Source organism: Polyangium jinanense, from assembly GCF_028435265.1.
Lineage (GTDB): Bacteria > Myxococcota_A > Polyangia > Polyangiales > Polyangiaceae > Polyangium > Polyangium jinanense.
The window spans coordinates 209,446-224,972 of the sequence record NZ_JAGTJK010000005.1 but is presented as its reverse complement, the minus strand read 5'-3'; the positions used below and the strand labels follow the sequence as shown (position 1 = coordinate 224,972).

Genomic DNA, 15,527 nt, shown 5'->3' with positions numbered 1-15,527 from the left:
CCGGCGCGCGGCCCCCGCCGCTGCTAGATCCTCTCCACGCGGCCCGGCTCTCTCCTCCTCGCCGGGCCGATTCCCCACCATGCAACGACTGCGGCGCCACAAGGCCCTCCTCCTGGCCATCGCCGGGGGAATCCTCTTCGCCCTCACCTCCCCTCCGACCGACCTCTATCCCGCGGTGTTCCTCGGCCTCGCGCTGCTCGCGTGGTCGCTCGAGGACGCGCCGACGGCGTGGCGCGCGTTCGGCCGCGGAGCCGCGTGGGCGACGGCCGCGGGCATCGTGGGCCTGCGCTTCGTGCCGAGCGTGGTCCAGCGCTTCACGCCGCTCGGCTCGGCGGCTTCGTACCTCGCACTCGTCCTGCTCGCCGCGGGGCAATCCCTCATCTGGGCGATCGGCGCGGGCGCGACGCACCTCGTCCATCGCCGCGCGCGCGCGCCGTTCATCCTCGCGTTTGCTATCGGCGTGTTCGTCGCGGTCTCGCTCCCTTCGGTCTTCGCGTGGACGCCGGCCGGCCTCGTGAGCCCGTGGCCTGCGCTCGTACAGCTCGCGGACATCGTCGGTGAACGCGGCGTGTCCGTGATCTTCGCCGTCTCCGCGGCCTTCCTCGCGCGTGCGCTCCAGGCGCTCTTCGCGGAGGACGCGACGTCGATGAAGGCGCGCTTCGACAGGAAGACCACGGTGCCGCTCGCGATCGCCGCCGCGATCCCCGCGCTGCTCCTGCTCCACGGCGCGCTCCGCATTCGCTTTCTCTCCACGCAGCCCTCGGTGGTGCGCTCGATCCGCGTCGCGCTCCTCAACCAGGCCGTCGGCCCGACGGAGCGCTGGGATCCGAAAAATCACGTGGGGATCCTGCGCGATTTGCGGCGCCTTACGAAGGACGCCGAGGCGGGCGGCGTCGACCTCACGGTCTGGCCCGAGGCGGCCTATCCCTACCCGCTCATGCACGGCACGACGCAGGCGCCGCGCGGACCACGCGGGATTCACGGCGACGGCGCGCGTGGGCCGATCTTGTTCGGCCTCATCATGCTGGAGAAGCCGACGGCCACGAGCCCCGGCATCGTCGAGACGAACAGCCGCAACTCCGCGACCCTCGTCCTGCCGGACGGCTCGCTCCAGCCCTCGTACGACAAGCTCGAGCTCCTCTGGTTCGGCGAGACCGTCCCTCTCGGCGCCTACATCCCGTGGCTGCGCCGCATCTTCCAGGCGAGCGGCGGCCTCGTGCCCGGCACCGAGCCAACGGCGCTCGTGCTTCCCCACGCGAACGGCCCCGTGCGCATGGGCGTGCTCAACTGTTACGAGGACACGCTCCCGGGCGTCGGCCTGCGAATCACACGCGCGCTCCAGCCGAACCTGCTCGTGAACGTCACGAACGACGCGTGGTTCGTGGGCACCGCGGAGCCCGAGCTCCACGCGCGGCTCGCGGCCATGCGCGCGATCGAGCATCGCCTGGATCTCGTGCGCGCCGTGAACCTCGGCGTGCTCTCGTGGATCGACGCGCGTGGCATCGTCGTCGCGCGCGACGACTCCACGTCGCCCTCCACGCTCGTCGCGACGCCCACGCTCCGTGACGGATCCCTCACGATCTACGGTCGCTTCGGGGACAAACCGCTCTGCTTCGGATTCGTGGCCGCGATCGCCGCGTTCGTTTGGCGATCACGCCGCAAGGTGGGTTCGAAAAACGAAACCGGCGCGAGCGATGAGGCCCGCGCCGGTTCCGGTAAAGCGGAGACGTAGACCGAAGATTCGGTTACGCGCCCACCTGATCCTTGAGGCCCTTGACCGGCGTCGCGCGGACCTTGCGGCTCGCGGGCTTGCCCTTGATGGTCATGGGCTCCTTCGTGAACGGATTGACACCCTGCCGATCGGCGGTGGCGGGCGTCGCCTTCGCCTTGAGCTTGACGAGCCCCGGGATCGTGATTTCGCCCGGACCATCCGATCCGAGTTGCTTGGCCACGAGCGCCGAGAGCGCGTCGAGGACGCCACCCACGGCCTTCTTGTCGAGGCCGGTGCTCTCGGCGAGAGCGGCCGTGATCTGGGCTTTCGTCAGCTTGCTAAGAGGCATCCTGCCCTCCTCTTGGATCGCCGCCCGATACCGGTGACGACCGCATGAAATGGCTCGGTCCGAGCACGTCCTGGACGCGAGCGGGCGACCGTTTAACAGGCGAAGACTGGCCTCGCAAGGCAAAATCTCGCGAACTTCACCGGGGGCCGTCTGCTACCCGCGCGCTCGCCGCCGCCTCGAGCTCCCGCGTCCGCGCTGTCATCTCGCGGTCCTCGGCATCCGTCCGGTGGTCGTACCCGACGAGGTGCAAAAGGCCGTGCGCGAGCAGCATCGTGAGCTCGGCGAGCAGCGGACGGCTTTGCTCCGCGGCCTGTCGCCGCGCCGTGTCAATCGACAGGATCACGTCCCCGAGGGGCCCTACATGCGGCCATCCCGCGCCGATCTCCGCGCCCTTCGCCCCCTTCGGCTTCCACCCGCGCGGTCGCTCGTGCAGCGGAAAAGAAAGGACGTCCGTGGGTTTGTCCTTGTGCCGGTACGAACGATTCAGCTCGTGGATCGTCGCGTCGTCGACGAGCGCGATGCTGAGCTCGACCCCCGAGAGCCCCAGGTGATCGAGCATCTTGCCGGCGCGGCGGCGGATCACGGCGGGCGAGGCGCCTTCGAACGGCCCCCCCCGCGTCGCGACCTCCACCACGTTTGGCGCGGGCGCGGGCGGGGCGGGTTTGCCCTTCTTTTTGGTCGCCACGGCTACGACTGCGGGATCTTCTTCGCGTCCGCGAGGAACTGCGCAAGCCCGATGTCGGTGAGCGGGTGCTTGAGGAGCTGCTTGATCACCTTGAGCGGCAGCGTCGCTACATGCGCGCCGATCAGCGCCGCCTGCACGAAATGCACGGGGTGGCGCACACTCGCGGTGAGGACTTCCGTCTTGAACTCGTAGTTCCGGTAGATCTGCACGATCTGCTGGATGAGGTCCATGCCCTCCCCGGAGATGTCGTCGATCCGACCGACGAACGGCGAGATGTACGTCGCGCCCGCCTTCGCGGCGAGCAGTGCCTGCGACGCGGAGAAGCAGAGCGTCACGTTCGTCTTGATGCCCTCGGCCGCGAAGACCCGGACCGCCTTCAGGCCCTCGTCGATGAGCGGCACCTTCACGACCACGTTCTTGTGGATCTTCGCGAGCTCCCGGCCCTCACGCAGGATCTCCTGCGCCTCGATGCCGATGACCTCGGCCGAGATGGGGCCGTCGACCACCTCGCAGATCTCCGCGATCGCCACCTTCGTAGGCTTGCCCCCCTTCGAGAGGAGCGAGGGGTTGGTCGTCACGCCGTCGATGACGCCCATCGCCTGCGCCTCTTTGATCTCCGCGATGTCACCCGAGTCGATGAAGATCTTCATGCACGCTCTCCGGCGAGGTGCTTAGCGCGCGCGGCGCGGCGCGTCGATAGCGGAGCGATGGTGACCGAGCCGCCCACGACGGCTGCATCGTTTGGGCGTGACGAACGCGTGACACCGTTCGTCAGGACGCGCGGACGTGCGGCCGGAAGGCTTTTTTTCGCGTAAGATGTATGCATGAGACCGCCGCACCCCGCCCGTCCCTCAATCTTGCTTTGCACATTGGCCCTGACGCTCCCGCTCGCCACGATGGCGGCCGGGTGCAGCGACGAGAACCCCAGTACGAACACGACGAGCACCAGCAACACGGGCGGCGCAGGGGGGCAAGGCGGCGTCGGCGGACAAGGGGGCGAGGGCGGCGCAGGGGGACAGGGCGGCGTCGGCGGGCAGGGCGGCACGGGCGGGCAAGGGGGACAAGGCGGCGGGGGCGGCGGCGGAGGCGCGCCGAGCGGCGTCGTGATCGAGTGTCCAGGCGAGCCGCTCACGCCGCCGGCCGAGGGCACGTGTACCGTCGTGAAGCAGGGGACCACGGGCACGATCCTCCGCGGCACCGTGCTCGCGCCCGATCAGACGTTCCACCGCGGCGAGCTCGCGCTCGACAAGACGGGCAGCGTCGCCTGCGTCGATTGCGATTGCAGCGCCTCGCCCGCGGCGGCCGATCCGACGATCATCGAGTGCGCGGACGGCGTCATCTCGCCCGGGCTCATCAACGCGCACGATCACATCGGCTTCGCGAACAACCCGCCGAAGGCGCACGACGGCATCCGCTACACGCACCGCCATCAATGGCGAAAGGGCGCGCCGGGGCTGCCGAAGATCTCGGTGGCGGGCGGCGCGAGCGGCGACGTGGTGCGCTTCGCGGAGCTTCGCTTCCTGATGAGCGGCGCGACCTCGACGCTCGGCGCAGGCGGTCAGGCGGGCCTGCTCCGCAACCTCGACGTGCAGGGCCGGAGTGAAGGCCTCCCGATCCCGCCCGCGGACTCCGACACGTTCCCGCTCGGCGACAGCGGCGGCCTCATGCTCGAGTCGGGCTGCAATTACCCCTCCCCCACGCTCGCCACGGCGATCGCCGACATCGAGGCGTACGTGCCGCACGTCAGCGAGGGCATCGACCAGGCCGCGCACAACGAGATCACCTGCCAGATCTCGGGCGCGAACGACATCGTCCAGCCGCAGACGGCCATCGTGCACGCGATCGGCTTCAACGCCGACGACTTCGGCGAGATGCGCAAGGACTTCAGCACCGTCGTCTGGTCGCCGCGTTCGAACGTCGACCTCTACGGCAACACCGCGAGCGTCACCCTGCTCGACACGCTCGGCGTGCCGATCGCGCTCGGCACCGACTGGGTGGCCTCGGGCTCGATGAACCTGCTGCGCGAGCTGCGCTGCGCGGACGAGCTCAACACGCTCCACTACGACGGCCATTTCTCCGACCAGGAGCTCTGGCGCATGGTCACGACGAACGCCGCGCTCGCCGCGGGCGCGGGCGACATCGTGGGCATGCTCAAGCCGGGCTACGTCGCGGATGTCACGATCTTCGACGGCAAAGATCGCAAGGATCACCGCGCCGTGATCGGCGCCGGGGTCGAGGACGTCGTGCTCGTCATGCGCGGCGGCAAGGTGCTCTACGGCGACGACGCGCTCGTGGCCGATCCGGGCGTCGGAGGCGGGGACTGCGAGACCTTGCCCGTCTGCGGGAGGGCCAAGCGCGCGTGCGTCGCGAAGGACCTGAACGGCATCACGCTGAACCAGATCCGCACGGCCGGCGAGGCGTTCTACCCGCTCTTCTTCTGCAACGACCAGACGCCGAGCCTCGAGCCGAGCTGCGTCCCCTGGCGCACGGAATACGCGAACGGCATCACGGCCGAGGACGACGACGGCGACGGCATTGCGAACGACGCCGACAACTGCCCCAAGATCTTCAACCCGATCCGACCGCTCGATCAGGGCGCGCAGGCGGACATCGACGGCGACAAGATCGGCGACGTCTGCGACGCGTGCCCCTTCGACGCGAACGACATCTGCACCGCGCTCGACGCGAACGACATCGACGCCGACGGCGTGCCGAACGGCGGCGACAACTGCCCCGAGGCCGCGAACACCGATCAGGCCGATGCAGACGCGGACGGTCACGGCGACGTCTGCGATCCGTGCGCCGAGCCGAACTTCGGCACGCCGGTCTGCCCGCCCAAGCCCACGCTCATCGAGGTGATCAGGAACCCTGCGCATCCCGAGCACCCGGCCGCGGGCTCGACCGTCGCGATCAAGGACGTGTACGTCACGGCCATCCGCCCGAACACGGGCAACAGCCGCGGCTTCTACGTGCAGGATACGTCGCTCAAGCCCTTCAGCGGCATCTTCGTCTTCACGGGCAGCACGGCGCCGCAGGTCCAGCTCGGCAACCGCGTCAGCGTCACGGGCAAGTACGAGGAGTACTTCGGCCTCGGCGAGATCACGAACGCGATCACGACCGTCGACGACCCGGGCACGACGCTTCCGTTCGGCCCGATCGACGTCGCCGAGCCCGCAACCATCGCGACGAACGGCATGTTCGCCGAGGGCTACGAGTCGATGCTCGTGCGCGTGGTGAACGTGGCGATCACGGTCGTGAACTCGGACGCGCCGGGCGACTACGACGAGTTCACGGTCACCGGCAACCTCCGCGTCGACGACCAGATCACCGACGCGGCGTTGAACATGGGCCTCAACAACACGTGCGCGGTGGGATCGCAGTTCACCTCGATCACCGGGGTCCACGGCTACTCGTTCAACAACTTCAAGCTCATGCCGCGGAGCAAGGCCGACGTCGTGTTCGTCGGCTGCGATCCGTTCGTCCCCTGAACGGTCGGCCCTCGAAAGGGGGATGCGCCCTGCATCCCCCTCCCCTCCTCCACGCTTTCAGCTCAAAGGTTCGTCGCGATCGCCGCGCCGACGAGGTTCGTCCCGCCGACGAGCACGGGCGTGGTGAACGCGCCGTTCTGCAGGCGCGCGTGCAGCGCCTTGCCGGTCGTGTCGACGTAGACGAGCTCGGCCTCCGCGTCGCCCGCGCCGAGCGCGAGCGCGGGCTTGCCGAGGGCCTTGGCTCCGAGATTCTCCACGGTAGAGAAGGTCGCGCCGTCGAAGCGTGACCACCGAAGGTTCCCCGTCGCCACCTCGCGGAACACGAGCAGCGCGTCTCCCGAAGGCAACGCGAGCAGCGCGGGATCCGTCGACTTCGCGTCGGTGATGTCGACCGGCGTCGTGCTCCACGTCCCGCCCTTGCGCGTGAGGAACGCGAGCTGCTTGTCCGCGGAGCGCGAGAAGACGAGCACGAGCTCCGGGCCCTGCGCCGACGTGAGCGCCGCGATCGCGGGCGTGCTGTTGTCGACGCCCACATCGTGCGGCGTCGCCGCTTCCCACGTGCCTGCCGCGCGACGCTGCGTGTACAGGTTCGAATCGTTCCACCCGTCGTTCGCGATCACCGGATCCATGCCGAGCACCGTGATCGCCGCGGCCGCATCTCCCAGGCTGTACGTGTCGGCTCCGACTTTGACCTCTTCGTTCGTCGGGGAGAACCCGCTGCCCGGCGTGTACGCGGCGTACCCGTAGCGGTTGTTGCTCACGTCCTGGTAGACGATGTGCGCCGCTGCGCTCGACGCCGCGATCCCGGGCGTGGCGCGCGTCATCACGTTCGCCCCCACGTCCATCACGAGGCCGAAGCCGCCTACTTCGGTCCAGGTCGAGGCGCGAATCCGATCCTTCGTCGCGCCTTCGCTGCTGCGCAGGAGCGCGATGCCCGCCTTCTGGCCGGGCAGGATCACGAACGCCGGCGCATCGGCGCTCTTCTCGGTCAGGGCCGTCTCCATCGTCCAGCCGTCCTTCGACTGGAACCGCTTCGTGATGCCGCCCTGGGTCCCGATCCCGAACATCACGAGCACCGGGCACGCGGGGCAACCGGGCGTGTCGCAGCTCCCGGGCAAGCCGGGTTCCACGGGACACGCGCCGCCCATGCCGCCGCTGCCGCCCGCGCCGCCGACGCCGCCAACGCCGCCCGCGCCGCCGTTTCCGCCGTTTCCGCCGATGCCGCCTTCGCCGCCGCTGCCCGAGCTCGACGACGACGACGTCATGCCGCCGCTGCCGCTGCTCGACGAGCTCGTCTCGCCGACCTGCGCGTCGTCGATCGGGCAGCCGTAGAGCGCCACGCCGAGCAGCGCGAGCGTGATCCCTTGATAGTGCCCTTTCGCCATCGTCAGAACGCTCCCTGGAGCACGAGCCCGCCGCTCCCGCGCCCGACGTACGGCACGACGTGCATGCTCTGCGCCTGCGGTTTCTTCTGCGAGAGCCCGCGCGCGATGCCGAACACCGCCGCCCCGATCCCCACCGCGCCGGCCGCCGTCAGGCCCACGAACAGGTAAAAACTCCGGTCCTTGCGCGCGTTGTCCTCGTCGGGCCGGTACTCTTTCGTTGGATCACAAACGGGTGGCGTGCCCGGACAGTTCGTCTGGATCCGCTCCTCGGCCGCGATCTGATCGAAGCGGAAGTACACGCCGGCGCCGACCGCCGCGAGCCCGAGCCCGCCCGCGACGTACGCCCAGGCCGGCACGCCGCCCGACGCCGGCTTGGGTTTGTCCGGGGGCGACGGCGCCTTCTTCGGGGTCGTTGTTGCGGGCACGAGCGCGAGCTCCACCGTCGCCTTCTGGCCCTCCGCGAGCTCCACCGGCTTCTCGATCTTCTCGTAGCCCGGCGCGCTCGCCTCGAACATGTGTTTGCCCGGGTCGAGCGGGATCGTCTCGCCGAGCGCCGCGAGCGGCAGGCGGATCCCGTCGCGCACGACCTCGAGCCCCTCGGGCCGCGTGTTCACCACGAGCTCCACGCGCGCGAGGCGCGGCTCGAGCGCCTCGATCCCCTCTTTCGCCACCTGCTCGAGCTGCTTCTTGCGCTCCTCGCCGAGCGTGTCCTGGTTGAGCTGCAGCGCGCGGCGGTAGTCGACGACCGCCTGCGCCAGCTTGCCCTCGTGCTCGCGACACTTCGCGATGTTGATGAGCGTGCTCGCCGCGGGGTTCAGCTCCATGCTCGCCTGGAACTTCGCGCAGCCCTCGTCCCAGTTGCCGTCGTTCACGAGCTTGCGGCCGCTCATGTAAAGCGCCTCGGCCGCCGCGGGATCCCGCGGTTGGTCCTGACCGAGTGCGCGCCCGGGACACGCCGAGACGATGAGCAACGCGGAGACGGCAAACGCTCGTTTTCGCGTCGCCGAGATCGGACGTTCAATATTCATCGAGCGGATTTTTCCCCTTGGATGGGGTCTTCGACGTGCCGGTGCCCGCGGGCTTGCCGCGGTTCCACCCGCTGGTCGAGGGGAGCGGAGAGACGGGTTTGTCCGAGGACGTGGGCGCAGCCGACGCGGCAGGCGTGGCCGCCGAAGACGAGGGCGCAGGCTCCGGCGCGGGCACGGTCGACGCGGACGGCGCAGGCTCCGGGTGCGTCATCGGCTCGGCGGTCGCGAGCGCGGCCGGGAGGACGGCCGCGGGCGCGGGGGACGAGGCCGTCAGCGCGGGCGTCGGCGTCGGCACCGCGGTGGGAAGCGTCGCAAAGGGTGCGCCTTTGGGCCAGATCGCGAGCGCGGCGCCGACCGCCCCCACGCCCACGACGAGCAAGAGCAGCGCGAAGATGGGCGACACCGACGATCGCCGCCTGCTCCTTGGCTCGGGCGGCGAGCTCAACGGCTCGCCGCTCGATCGCGTCAGCGCGGGCGCCGAAGGATCCGCGCCGGGCGAGGTCGACTCGCTTGGTGGCTCCAGCGATGAAGGCAGCGGGGACGCTCCGCTCGCCTCGATGGCCGCGACGTGCGGGGGGATGGGCGGCGCGGTCGCGGTGATCGCAGCGTCGGCGGGCGGCGGCTGCGAGAGGGGCAGTTCGCGCGCCGGTTCGAGCACGATCGAAGGCAGGATCGCGCGCGTCCCGGGCGGCGGGGCCGAGGCCGCGGGGGGTTTGACGTCGAACGCCTCGCCGAGCGCCGCGATCATGGTCACCGAGCCGTCGAAGCGCACGCTCGTGTCGAGCGCGGTGGCCCGCGAGAACCAGGCGTCGAACGCCTCGGGCAGGCTCACGCCGAGCTCCTTCGCGCGCTCGCTCGCAGACACCTGCGCGCCGCGCGCGACCAGCATCAGGTACGGATAGAGCCCCTGGGCGCTCTTGCGCTCGCGCGCCCAGTACGGTTTGCCCACGAGCATCGTGAACGCGATGTGGGCGAGCGAGTACCTGTCGACGTGCGGCCCGATCGGGTCGCCGGCGATCTGCTCGGGGGCCATGTAGAGCGGCGAACCGACGCTTTTTGTCGTGTTCGAGCTCGCCGTTCCGTCGGCCACGATTTTCGCGACGCCGAAATCCAGGATCTTGAGACGCGGCGAACCATCGTCCCTTCGCGTGAGGAACAGGTTTTCCGGCTTGAGATCGCGGTGGACGATGCCGGCGGCGTGCGTGCGATCGAGCGCGAGCGCGGCCTGGTGCAGGAGGGTGACGACTTCCTCGGGCGGCAGGCGCTTGCGCACCTTCAAGAGGGCGCCGATCTCCTCGCCCTTGAGGAGTTCCATCACGATGAACGGCATGCCGGTCGCTTCGTCCACGCCGGCATCGAGCGTCTCGACGATGTGCTCGCTCTCGATCCCGGCTGCGACCTTGGCTTCGAGCTCGAAGCGGGCCCGCATCTCGGGGTCGCTCACGAGGCTCGGCAGCATCACCTTCAACGCGCGGCGTCGCTCGGTGGTGTTCTGCAAGACCTCGTACACGGCGCCCATGCCGCCGGCCTTGATGCAGCGCACGACCTCGTAGGCGCCATGAAAGATGGCGCCCGTCGCGAGGACGGCGATGTCCGCGTCTCGGTTCCCGGCCATGGCCCCCCGAGGGTAGCAAAACCTCCCTCCGTTGGGCTCCTTTCCGACGGCGGGAGCAAGATCCAACCCGATTGCTGCATCGCGACAAATTTCTCGCAAACCCCAAGATCGTGATGCCAAACACCTCATCACGAAGTGGAACGCGCGTTTTCCGGGGGCGTGACCGAGGTTATCGTCGTGGGCGTCGCGGGCGCGGGCTCGCGAAAGGAGAAATATGTCGCGCGTGCGGCCCTTTGTGGACCTGCGGACGATGATCGAGCTCGGGCGATGGCTCGGCCCCTGGACGGACGGGCAGGCAACGCCGCGTGACGTGAGCCGCGAGGAACTTTCGCTCGAAGGTCGCCGCGCCGGGGATCGATCGTTTTCGGCCTTCGTCTACCGATCGCGCCGTCATGCGAAGGCGGGCTCGCTGCTGCTCGTGCCAGGGCTGCATTACCTCGGCCCGCTCGACCCGCGGATGGATCGTTTTGCGCGGATCCTCGCGGCCGCGGGCCTCACGGTGCTCGCCCCGCGGCTGCCCGATTTCACGTCGCTCGTGCTCGGCGAACGCGTGTTCGACGACCTCTCGCGCGCCTTTTCGGCCCTGCTCGCGCTCCCGGATCGGCCGCCAGGCAGGCCGGGCGTCTTCAGCATTTCCTTCGGATCGCTTCCATCGCTCTGGCTCGCGGCGCGGCCTCACCTCGGCTCCGAAATCGGCTCCTTGATCGTATTCGGCGGATATGCCGATTTCGGGGACACCCTGCGATTTTGTATCCACGGTCGCCCGGGCGCGGCGCACGACCCGCTGAACCGGCCCGTCGTGTTCATGAATCTCTTGCCATGGCTCGACGACAAACCCGACGATCCCGCGCCGCTCGTCGCCGCGCTGCGAAGGTACGTGGAGGCGACGTGGGGACGGCCCGAAATGAAGGTCGACGGGAAATGGCAAGCCATTGCGCGAGGCGTGGCGGATGAGCTCGCGCCCGAGCATCGGCCGCTGTTTTTCGCCGCGACGGGTGTCGAGGGTGACACGAAGGCGCTCGTCGACGCGGCGCTCGGTCGATCGGGCGACGCGTTCGCGTGGCTCGATCCGGGCCCGTTTCTACGGGACATCCGCTGCCCGGTCCATTTCATCCACGGCGCGGACGACGACGTGATCCCGTACGAACAGGCGTTCGCCCTGGCCAAACGTTTGCCCGAGGGGGTTTGTCGGGGCATTCACGTAACGGGGCTCTACGGGCACACGCACAAGGCGGACGCCGGGACGACGAACGTGCCAGCGCTCGTACGGGAAGGGGCTACGCTTTTGCGGATGTTGTCCGCGGTGGCGCGGTGCGGAGGTGGGTGAGGAATCGAATCAGCGGGCCCGCCGCGGGGCCGCCTTCCAGCGCCGATGCATACGCGCCGCCCGCGCCCGGGAGAGGATCCGGTCACCCGGCAGCCACAACGAGCGCGGCCGCTCCTCCTGCCCGCGCGAGAGCATTTGCGTCGAGATACCCAGATCCGCCGCGATCTCGTCCGCGGCGATCGCGCCCGAAAGCGCGCCGCCCTCCATGTACCCTTGCGCGTCGAGGCTCGTGTGTTCCCCGGCGAAATGGAGGTTCTTGACCCGCTCCGACTCGGACCCGGTGATCGTCGTGTATTGCCCGACCTTGTAGGCCGAATAGCTCCCCTTCGTGAACGGATGCGTCGGCCAGTGGAATCGCACGACCTTGTCGTTGTGGGCCGCTTTTGTTCCGGGGAAAACCTGCTCGAATTGATCAAGGAACTCGGCCGCGCGCTCCTCGGGGGTGCCCATGCCGATCGCCACGCCGCGATCGCCGCCCGTGAAGTTCGTGAGGATGCCGCTCGCGCCCGGCTGTAGTCGGCTCGTCTCCCACGTCGATTGATACGGCAGATCCGAGAACGTCTCGCCATTCGAACCAGCGTCGCGCCACGGCTTCGAGGAAAAACCCACCATGAGCTTCGCGTTCGTGCCGTAGCCGAGCTCGGCGATGGCGCGCTTCTTCACGTCCGGCAACGCGACCTCGATCGAGACCTCGCGCAGCTTCGTGAACGGGAGCGCGAGCACCACGTGATCCGCCGTGACCTCGAAGTTGCCGCTTTCACGCGAGAACGTGAGCACGTACCGCCCGTCCGCCGCCTCCTTGAGCGAGACGAGCGCCGCGTCGAGCTCGATCTGCGCGGGATCGAGAGCCTCGGCGAGGCGCGTGGGGAACGTGTCGTTGCCGTCCTTCGCGTGGAAGAGCTCGTCGCTGTCGCCGAAGACCTCGAAGGACGAGGTGTCCGTCGAGATCAGGAACATCATGTTGAGCACGTTCGTCACGTCGGGCTCGAGGCCGTACTCGATGTTGTACGCGACCTCGAGCAGCGTCCGCACCGGCCCGCTCGCGCCGATCTGATCGAGCCACGCCGAGAGCGAGAGTTTGTCCAGCGCCTCGCCGCCGTTCGGTTTGTTGTAATAAACGAACAGGTCCTCCTGATCCGTGAGCGTCGCGAGGGCCTCGTCGATCTTCGTCGCGATGGGCTCGAATCCCATCAAGATCTCCGCCTCCGTGAGCTTCGCGCCCCCGATGTGGGCGACGAGATGCTCGAGGCTCTGATCGTCGTTCTTGTAATCGAGCAGGTCGATGCCGAGCTCGGCCGCGAGGTCGTGCATCGTTTGGTGCCCGGTGTCGATGAGCTCGCCGCCGAGCTCGCAGTGCTGGCCGTCGGGGAACGTCATCCGATCGGTGAACATGCGGCCGCCGATGCGCTTCGAGGCCTCGTACACGGTCGCGGAGACGCCGAGCTTTTTCAGTCGATACGCGCAGTGCAAGCCCGCGATGCCGCCGCCCACGATCGCGATCGTGGGCTCACCTTCGACCGGAGGGTTCGCAGGGTCGTCGCCACACGCGCTCGCCGCGATCGGCAACGTGAGCGCCGCGGCGCTCATCTCGAGAAAGCGACGGCGCGGCAAGCTCGCGCGCTCGCGTTGCATCTCGAGGAGCTCGGCGGCAGGGACGCCGGTCTGGCGTGCGGCCCGGCTGATCTGGAAGAGACGAGACAAGGATCGAAGCAGCGGTGTTCTCGCCATGAGTTCTCCCGGGTAAAAACGCAGCGGCGAAAAGGCCGCGGCGCGAAGAAAGCCCGCCGCAGGATACCTCGGACTTGCCCTCGAACCCAAGGCGCGCATAGTCACCCGCCTCATGTCCGACACGATCTCCCAGGCCCTCTTCGAGCGCGCCCGCGCTGTCATCCCCGGCGGCGTCAACAGCCCTGTCCGCGCCTTCCGCGCCGTCGGCGGAAACCCCGTGTTCATCGCCCGCGCCAAGGGCGCGCGCGTCTACGGCGAAGACGGCTCGGAGTACGTCGATTACGTGGGCTCCTGGGGCCCGGCGCTCCTCGGTCACGCGCACCCCGACGTCATCCGCGCCGTGCAGGAGGCCGCGGAGGGCGGGCTCTCGTTCGGCGCGCCGACGTCGCGCGAGGTGCGCTTCGCCGAGGCCGTGCACGCGATGTATCCGGGGATCGAAAAACTCCGCTGTGTCTCCTCCGGCACCGAGGCGACGATGAGCGCGATCCGCGTGGCCCGCGGCTTCACGCGCCGCGACGTCATCGTGAAGTTCGAGGGCTGCTACCACGGTCACGCCGATCACTTGCTGGTCAAAGCAGGCAGCGGCCTCGCGACGTTCGGCGTCCCCGACTCGGCCGGCGTGCCCGAGGGCACCGCGAAGACGACGCTGACGCTCGCGTTCAACGACATCCCCGCGCTCGAAGCGCTGTTTTCAGCCCGCGGCAGCGAGATCGCGGCCGTCATCGTGGAGCCCGTCGTCGGCAACATGGGCTGCGTGCCGCCCGAGCCTGGGTTCCTCGAAGCGATCATCGCCCTCTGCCGCAAGCACGGCGCGCTCTCGATCTTCGACGAGGTGATGACGGGCTGCCGCCTCGCGCGCGGCGGCGCGCAGGAGCGTTACGGCCTGCGCGCGGATCTCACCACGCTCGGCAAGATCATCGGCGGCGGCATGCCGCTCGCGGCCTACGGCGGCCGGGAAGACGTGATGAACGTGGTCGCGCCGCTCGGGCCCGTGTACCAGGCAGGCACGCTGAGCGGAAACCCGGTGGCGGTCGCGGCCGGGCTCGCGACGATCGAGCGGCTCGTGCCCGAGGTGTACGAGAAGCTCGAACGGCTCGGCGCCGCGCTCGAAGCGGGCCTGAAAGACGCGGCCGCGCAGGCGGGCGTGCCGGCCACGGTGCAGCGTGTGGGCTCGATGATCACGCTGTTCTTCAACGACAAACCCGTGCGGTCGTGGGCCGAAGCGTCGCAGAGCGACACGAAGCGCTTCGCGACCTGGCACGCGGGGATGCTCTCGCGGGGCATTTACTGGCCGCCGTCGCAATACGAGGCGGCGTTCCTCTCGGCGGCGCACACCGACGAGGACATCACGCGCACGGCCTTAGCCGCGCGCGCGTCGCTCGGCTGACGACCGCCTCTTCGATCACCGCCGCGTCTTCTTGCGCGCCACGCGGGCCACGAGGCCGGCGAGGACGAGCGCGAGCGCGGCGGGAGATCCGGGCGCCGAAGGCGAAGCGCTGCAAACCCCGGACGTCGGGCTCTCCTGGAACGGCGCGGGGCCGGGGCCGACGTCGCCCGGGATCGAGCCGCCCATCCCGCCGCCGCCACCGCCTTCGCCGCCCGCGCCGCCTGCGCCGGACGAGCTCGACGAGGACGCCGCGGTCGAGCTCGACGCGCTGCTGCTCGCGTTCGGGTCCGTGATGTTGACCGCGGCGCACGAGTAGTAATAGGGCTTCGAGGCGCCTTCCATGAACTGGCGGAGCTGGATCACGCAGTTCTGGCAAGGCGTATCGGGCACGGTGATGGTCGCGCTCACGAGCCCGCCCGACTGCGCGTTCGCGTCGTTCGCCTCGTAAAACACGGCGGCGTCGAGATCAGCGCGCTTGACCGTGTCGATCGACTTCGTCGAGAGCGCCACGCGGAACTTGCCGTTGTGGTTGACCGTCTCCTTCCACGTGACCTGGAGCGGCTGACCGACGACGAGGTCCGTGACCTTGTAGCCCGAGGCCGGGCACGCCGTGGCGGAGCCGTCTTCGGCGGGATCCTCCGGCGCCGCGCCGAAATAACAGCCGCAAGGGCCGCTCTTCGCGTTGTCGTCGTTCGTGAGGGGTTGCGGGTTCATCAACACGGCGTGCGCAAACGCGCTCGAACCCGCGAGGAGAACCGCGGCGAAGGCAAAAAAGGCAGGAGATCGTGAATGCATGGCTACCTCGGACGAGCCGAGGGTACCCG

The 15,527-nt window shown here is 69.2% G+C and carries 12 protein-coding genes; 4 read left to right on the top strand and 8 right to left on the bottom strand.

The window, feature by feature from the left end; genetic code table 11:
- Nucleotides 1–79 precede the first annotated feature (79 nt).
- The gene (gene lnt / locus KEG38_RS14005; RefSeq protein WP_272419929.1) at nucleotides 80–1,732 is read left to right on the top strand and encodes an apolipoprotein N-acyltransferase; all 1,653 of its coding nucleotides are present in this window, start codon (nucleotides 80–82) and stop codon (nucleotides 1,730–1,732) included.
- Nucleotides 1,733–1,745: 13 nt separating this feature from the next.
- Here lnt and KEG38_RS14000 read toward each other — a convergent pair whose 3' ends face one another.
- From KEG38_RS14000 to fsa, 3 genes are all read right to left on the bottom strand, one after another.
- On the bottom strand, nucleotides 1,746–2,060 hold the full coding sequence (locus KEG38_RS14000) for an HU family DNA-binding protein (protein WP_153822102.1): 315 nt from the start codon (nucleotides 2,058–2,060) through the stop codon (nucleotides 1,746–1,748).
- 136 nt (nucleotides 2,061–2,196) lie between these two features.
- Nucleotides 2,197–2,745 carry an rRNA maturation RNase YbeY gene (ybeY, locus tag KEG38_RS13995; protein ID WP_272419928.1) on the bottom strand — a complete coding sequence of 183 codons (549 nt, stop codon included), beginning with the start codon at nucleotides 2,743–2,745 and terminating at the stop codon, nucleotides 2,197–2,199.
- Between the two features lie 2 nt (nucleotides 2,746–2,747).
- Nucleotides 2,748–3,395 (bottom strand): fructose-6-phosphate aldolase, encoded by a 648-nt coding sequence (fsa, locus tag KEG38_RS13990; protein WP_272419927.1) that lies wholly within the window; start codon nucleotides 3,393–3,395, stop codon nucleotides 2,748–2,750.
- 219 nt (nucleotides 3,396–3,614) lie between these two features.
- Here fsa and KEG38_RS13985 point away from each other — a divergent pair, with 219 nt between their 5' ends.
- Nucleotides 3,615–6,233: a thrombospondin type 3 repeat-containing protein gene (locus KEG38_RS13985; protein ID WP_272419926.1), complete on the top strand. Its 2,619-nt coding sequence runs from the start codon at nucleotides 3,615–3,617 to the stop codon at nucleotides 6,231–6,233.
- Nucleotides 6,234–6,295: 62 nt separating this feature from the next.
- Here the strand turns inward: KEG38_RS13985 and KEG38_RS13980 are convergent, their stop codons facing one another.
- The 3 genes from KEG38_RS13980 to KEG38_RS13970 are packed head-to-tail and all read right to left on the bottom strand — an operon-like array spanning nucleotide 6,296 to nucleotide 10,261.
- Complete coding sequence (locus KEG38_RS13980; protein WP_272419925.1) at nucleotides 6,296–7,618, bottom strand: hypothetical protein; 1,323 nt, start codon at nucleotides 7,616–7,618, stop codon at nucleotides 6,296–6,298.
- Nucleotides 7,619–7,620: 2 nt separating this feature from the next.
- Nucleotides 7,621–8,646, bottom strand: a complete 1,026-nt coding sequence (locus KEG38_RS13975) for a PEGA domain-containing protein (RefSeq protein ID WP_272419924.1) — start codon at nucleotides 8,644–8,646, stop codon at nucleotides 7,621–7,623.
- Entirely contained in the window at nucleotides 8,636–10,261 is a 1,626-nt protein-coding gene (locus KEG38_RS13970) for a serine/threonine protein kinase (protein WP_272419923.1), read from the bottom strand. Before KEG38_RS13970 ends, KEG38_RS13975 begins: the two co-directional genes overlap by 11 nt.
- A gap of 223 nt (nucleotides 10,262–10,484) precedes the next feature.
- On the opposite strand from KEG38_RS13970, the gene KEG38_RS13965 reads away from it, so the two are divergent.
- Entirely contained in the window at nucleotides 10,485–11,588 is a 1,104-nt protein-coding gene (locus KEG38_RS13965) for an alpha/beta fold hydrolase (protein ID WP_272419922.1), read from the top strand.
- 9 nt (nucleotides 11,589–11,597) lie between these two features.
- Here KEG38_RS13965 and KEG38_RS13960 read toward each other — a convergent pair whose 3' ends face one another.
- Entirely contained in the window at nucleotides 11,598–13,316 is a 1,719-nt protein-coding gene (locus KEG38_RS13960; RefSeq protein WP_272419921.1) for a flavin monoamine oxidase family protein, read from the bottom strand.
- A 112-nt stretch (nucleotides 13,317–13,428) separates the two neighbouring features.
- Here KEG38_RS13960 and hemL point away from each other — a divergent pair, with 112 nt between their 5' ends.
- Nucleotides 13,429–14,703, top strand: coding sequence for a glutamate-1-semialdehyde 2,1-aminomutase (gene hemL / locus KEG38_RS13955; RefSeq protein WP_272419920.1), 1,275 nt, complete (start codon nucleotides 13,429–13,431; stop codon nucleotides 14,701–14,703).
- A gap of 15 nt (nucleotides 14,704–14,718) precedes the next feature.
- On the opposite strand, the gene KEG38_RS13950 is transcribed toward hemL, so the two are convergent.
- Nucleotides 14,719–15,498 carry an SCE4755 family polysaccharide monooxygenase-like protein gene (locus KEG38_RS13950; RefSeq protein ID WP_272419919.1) on the bottom strand — a complete coding sequence of 260 codons (780 nt, stop codon included), beginning with the start codon at nucleotides 15,496–15,498 and terminating at the stop codon, nucleotides 14,719–14,721.
- Nucleotides 15,499–15,527: the final 29 nt, after the last annotated feature.

What these genes read in the sequence shown, in the direction of transcription:
- lnt (WP_272419929.1), top strand. Translation starts at nt 80, where the DNA reads ATGCAACGACTGCGGCGCCACAAGGCCCTCCTCCTGGCCATCGCCGGG.
- KEG38_RS14000 (WP_153822102.1), bottom strand. Translation starts at nt 2,060, where the DNA reads ATGCCTCTTAGCAAGCTGACGAAAGCCCAGATCACGGCCGCTCTCGCC.
- fsa (WP_272419927.1), bottom strand. Translation starts at nt 3,395, where the DNA reads ATGAAGATCTTCATCGACTCGGGTGACATCGCGGAGATCAAAGAGGCG.
- KEG38_RS13980 (WP_272419925.1), bottom strand. Translation starts at nt 7,618, where the DNA reads ATGGCGAAAGGGCACTATCAAGGGATCACGCTCGCGCTGCTCGGCGTG.
- KEG38_RS13975 (WP_272419924.1), bottom strand. Translation starts at nt 8,646, where the DNA reads ATGAATATTGAACGTCCGATCTCGGCGACGCGAAAACGAGCGTTTGCC.
- KEG38_RS13970 (WP_272419923.1), bottom strand. Translation starts at nt 10,261, where the DNA reads ATGGCCGGGAACCGAGACGCGGACATCGCCGTCCTCGCGACGGGCGCC.
- KEG38_RS13960 (WP_272419921.1), bottom strand. Translation starts at nt 13,316, where the DNA reads ATGGCGAGAACACCGCTGCTTCGATCCTTGTCTCGTCTCTTCCAGATC.
- hemL (WP_272419920.1), top strand. Translation starts at nt 13,429, where the DNA reads ATGTCCGACACGATCTCCCAGGCCCTCTTCGAGCGCGCCCGCGCTGTC.
- KEG38_RS13950 (WP_272419919.1), bottom strand. Translation starts at nt 15,498, where the DNA reads ATGCATTCACGATCTCCTGCCTTTTTTGCCTTCGCCGCGGTTCTCCTC.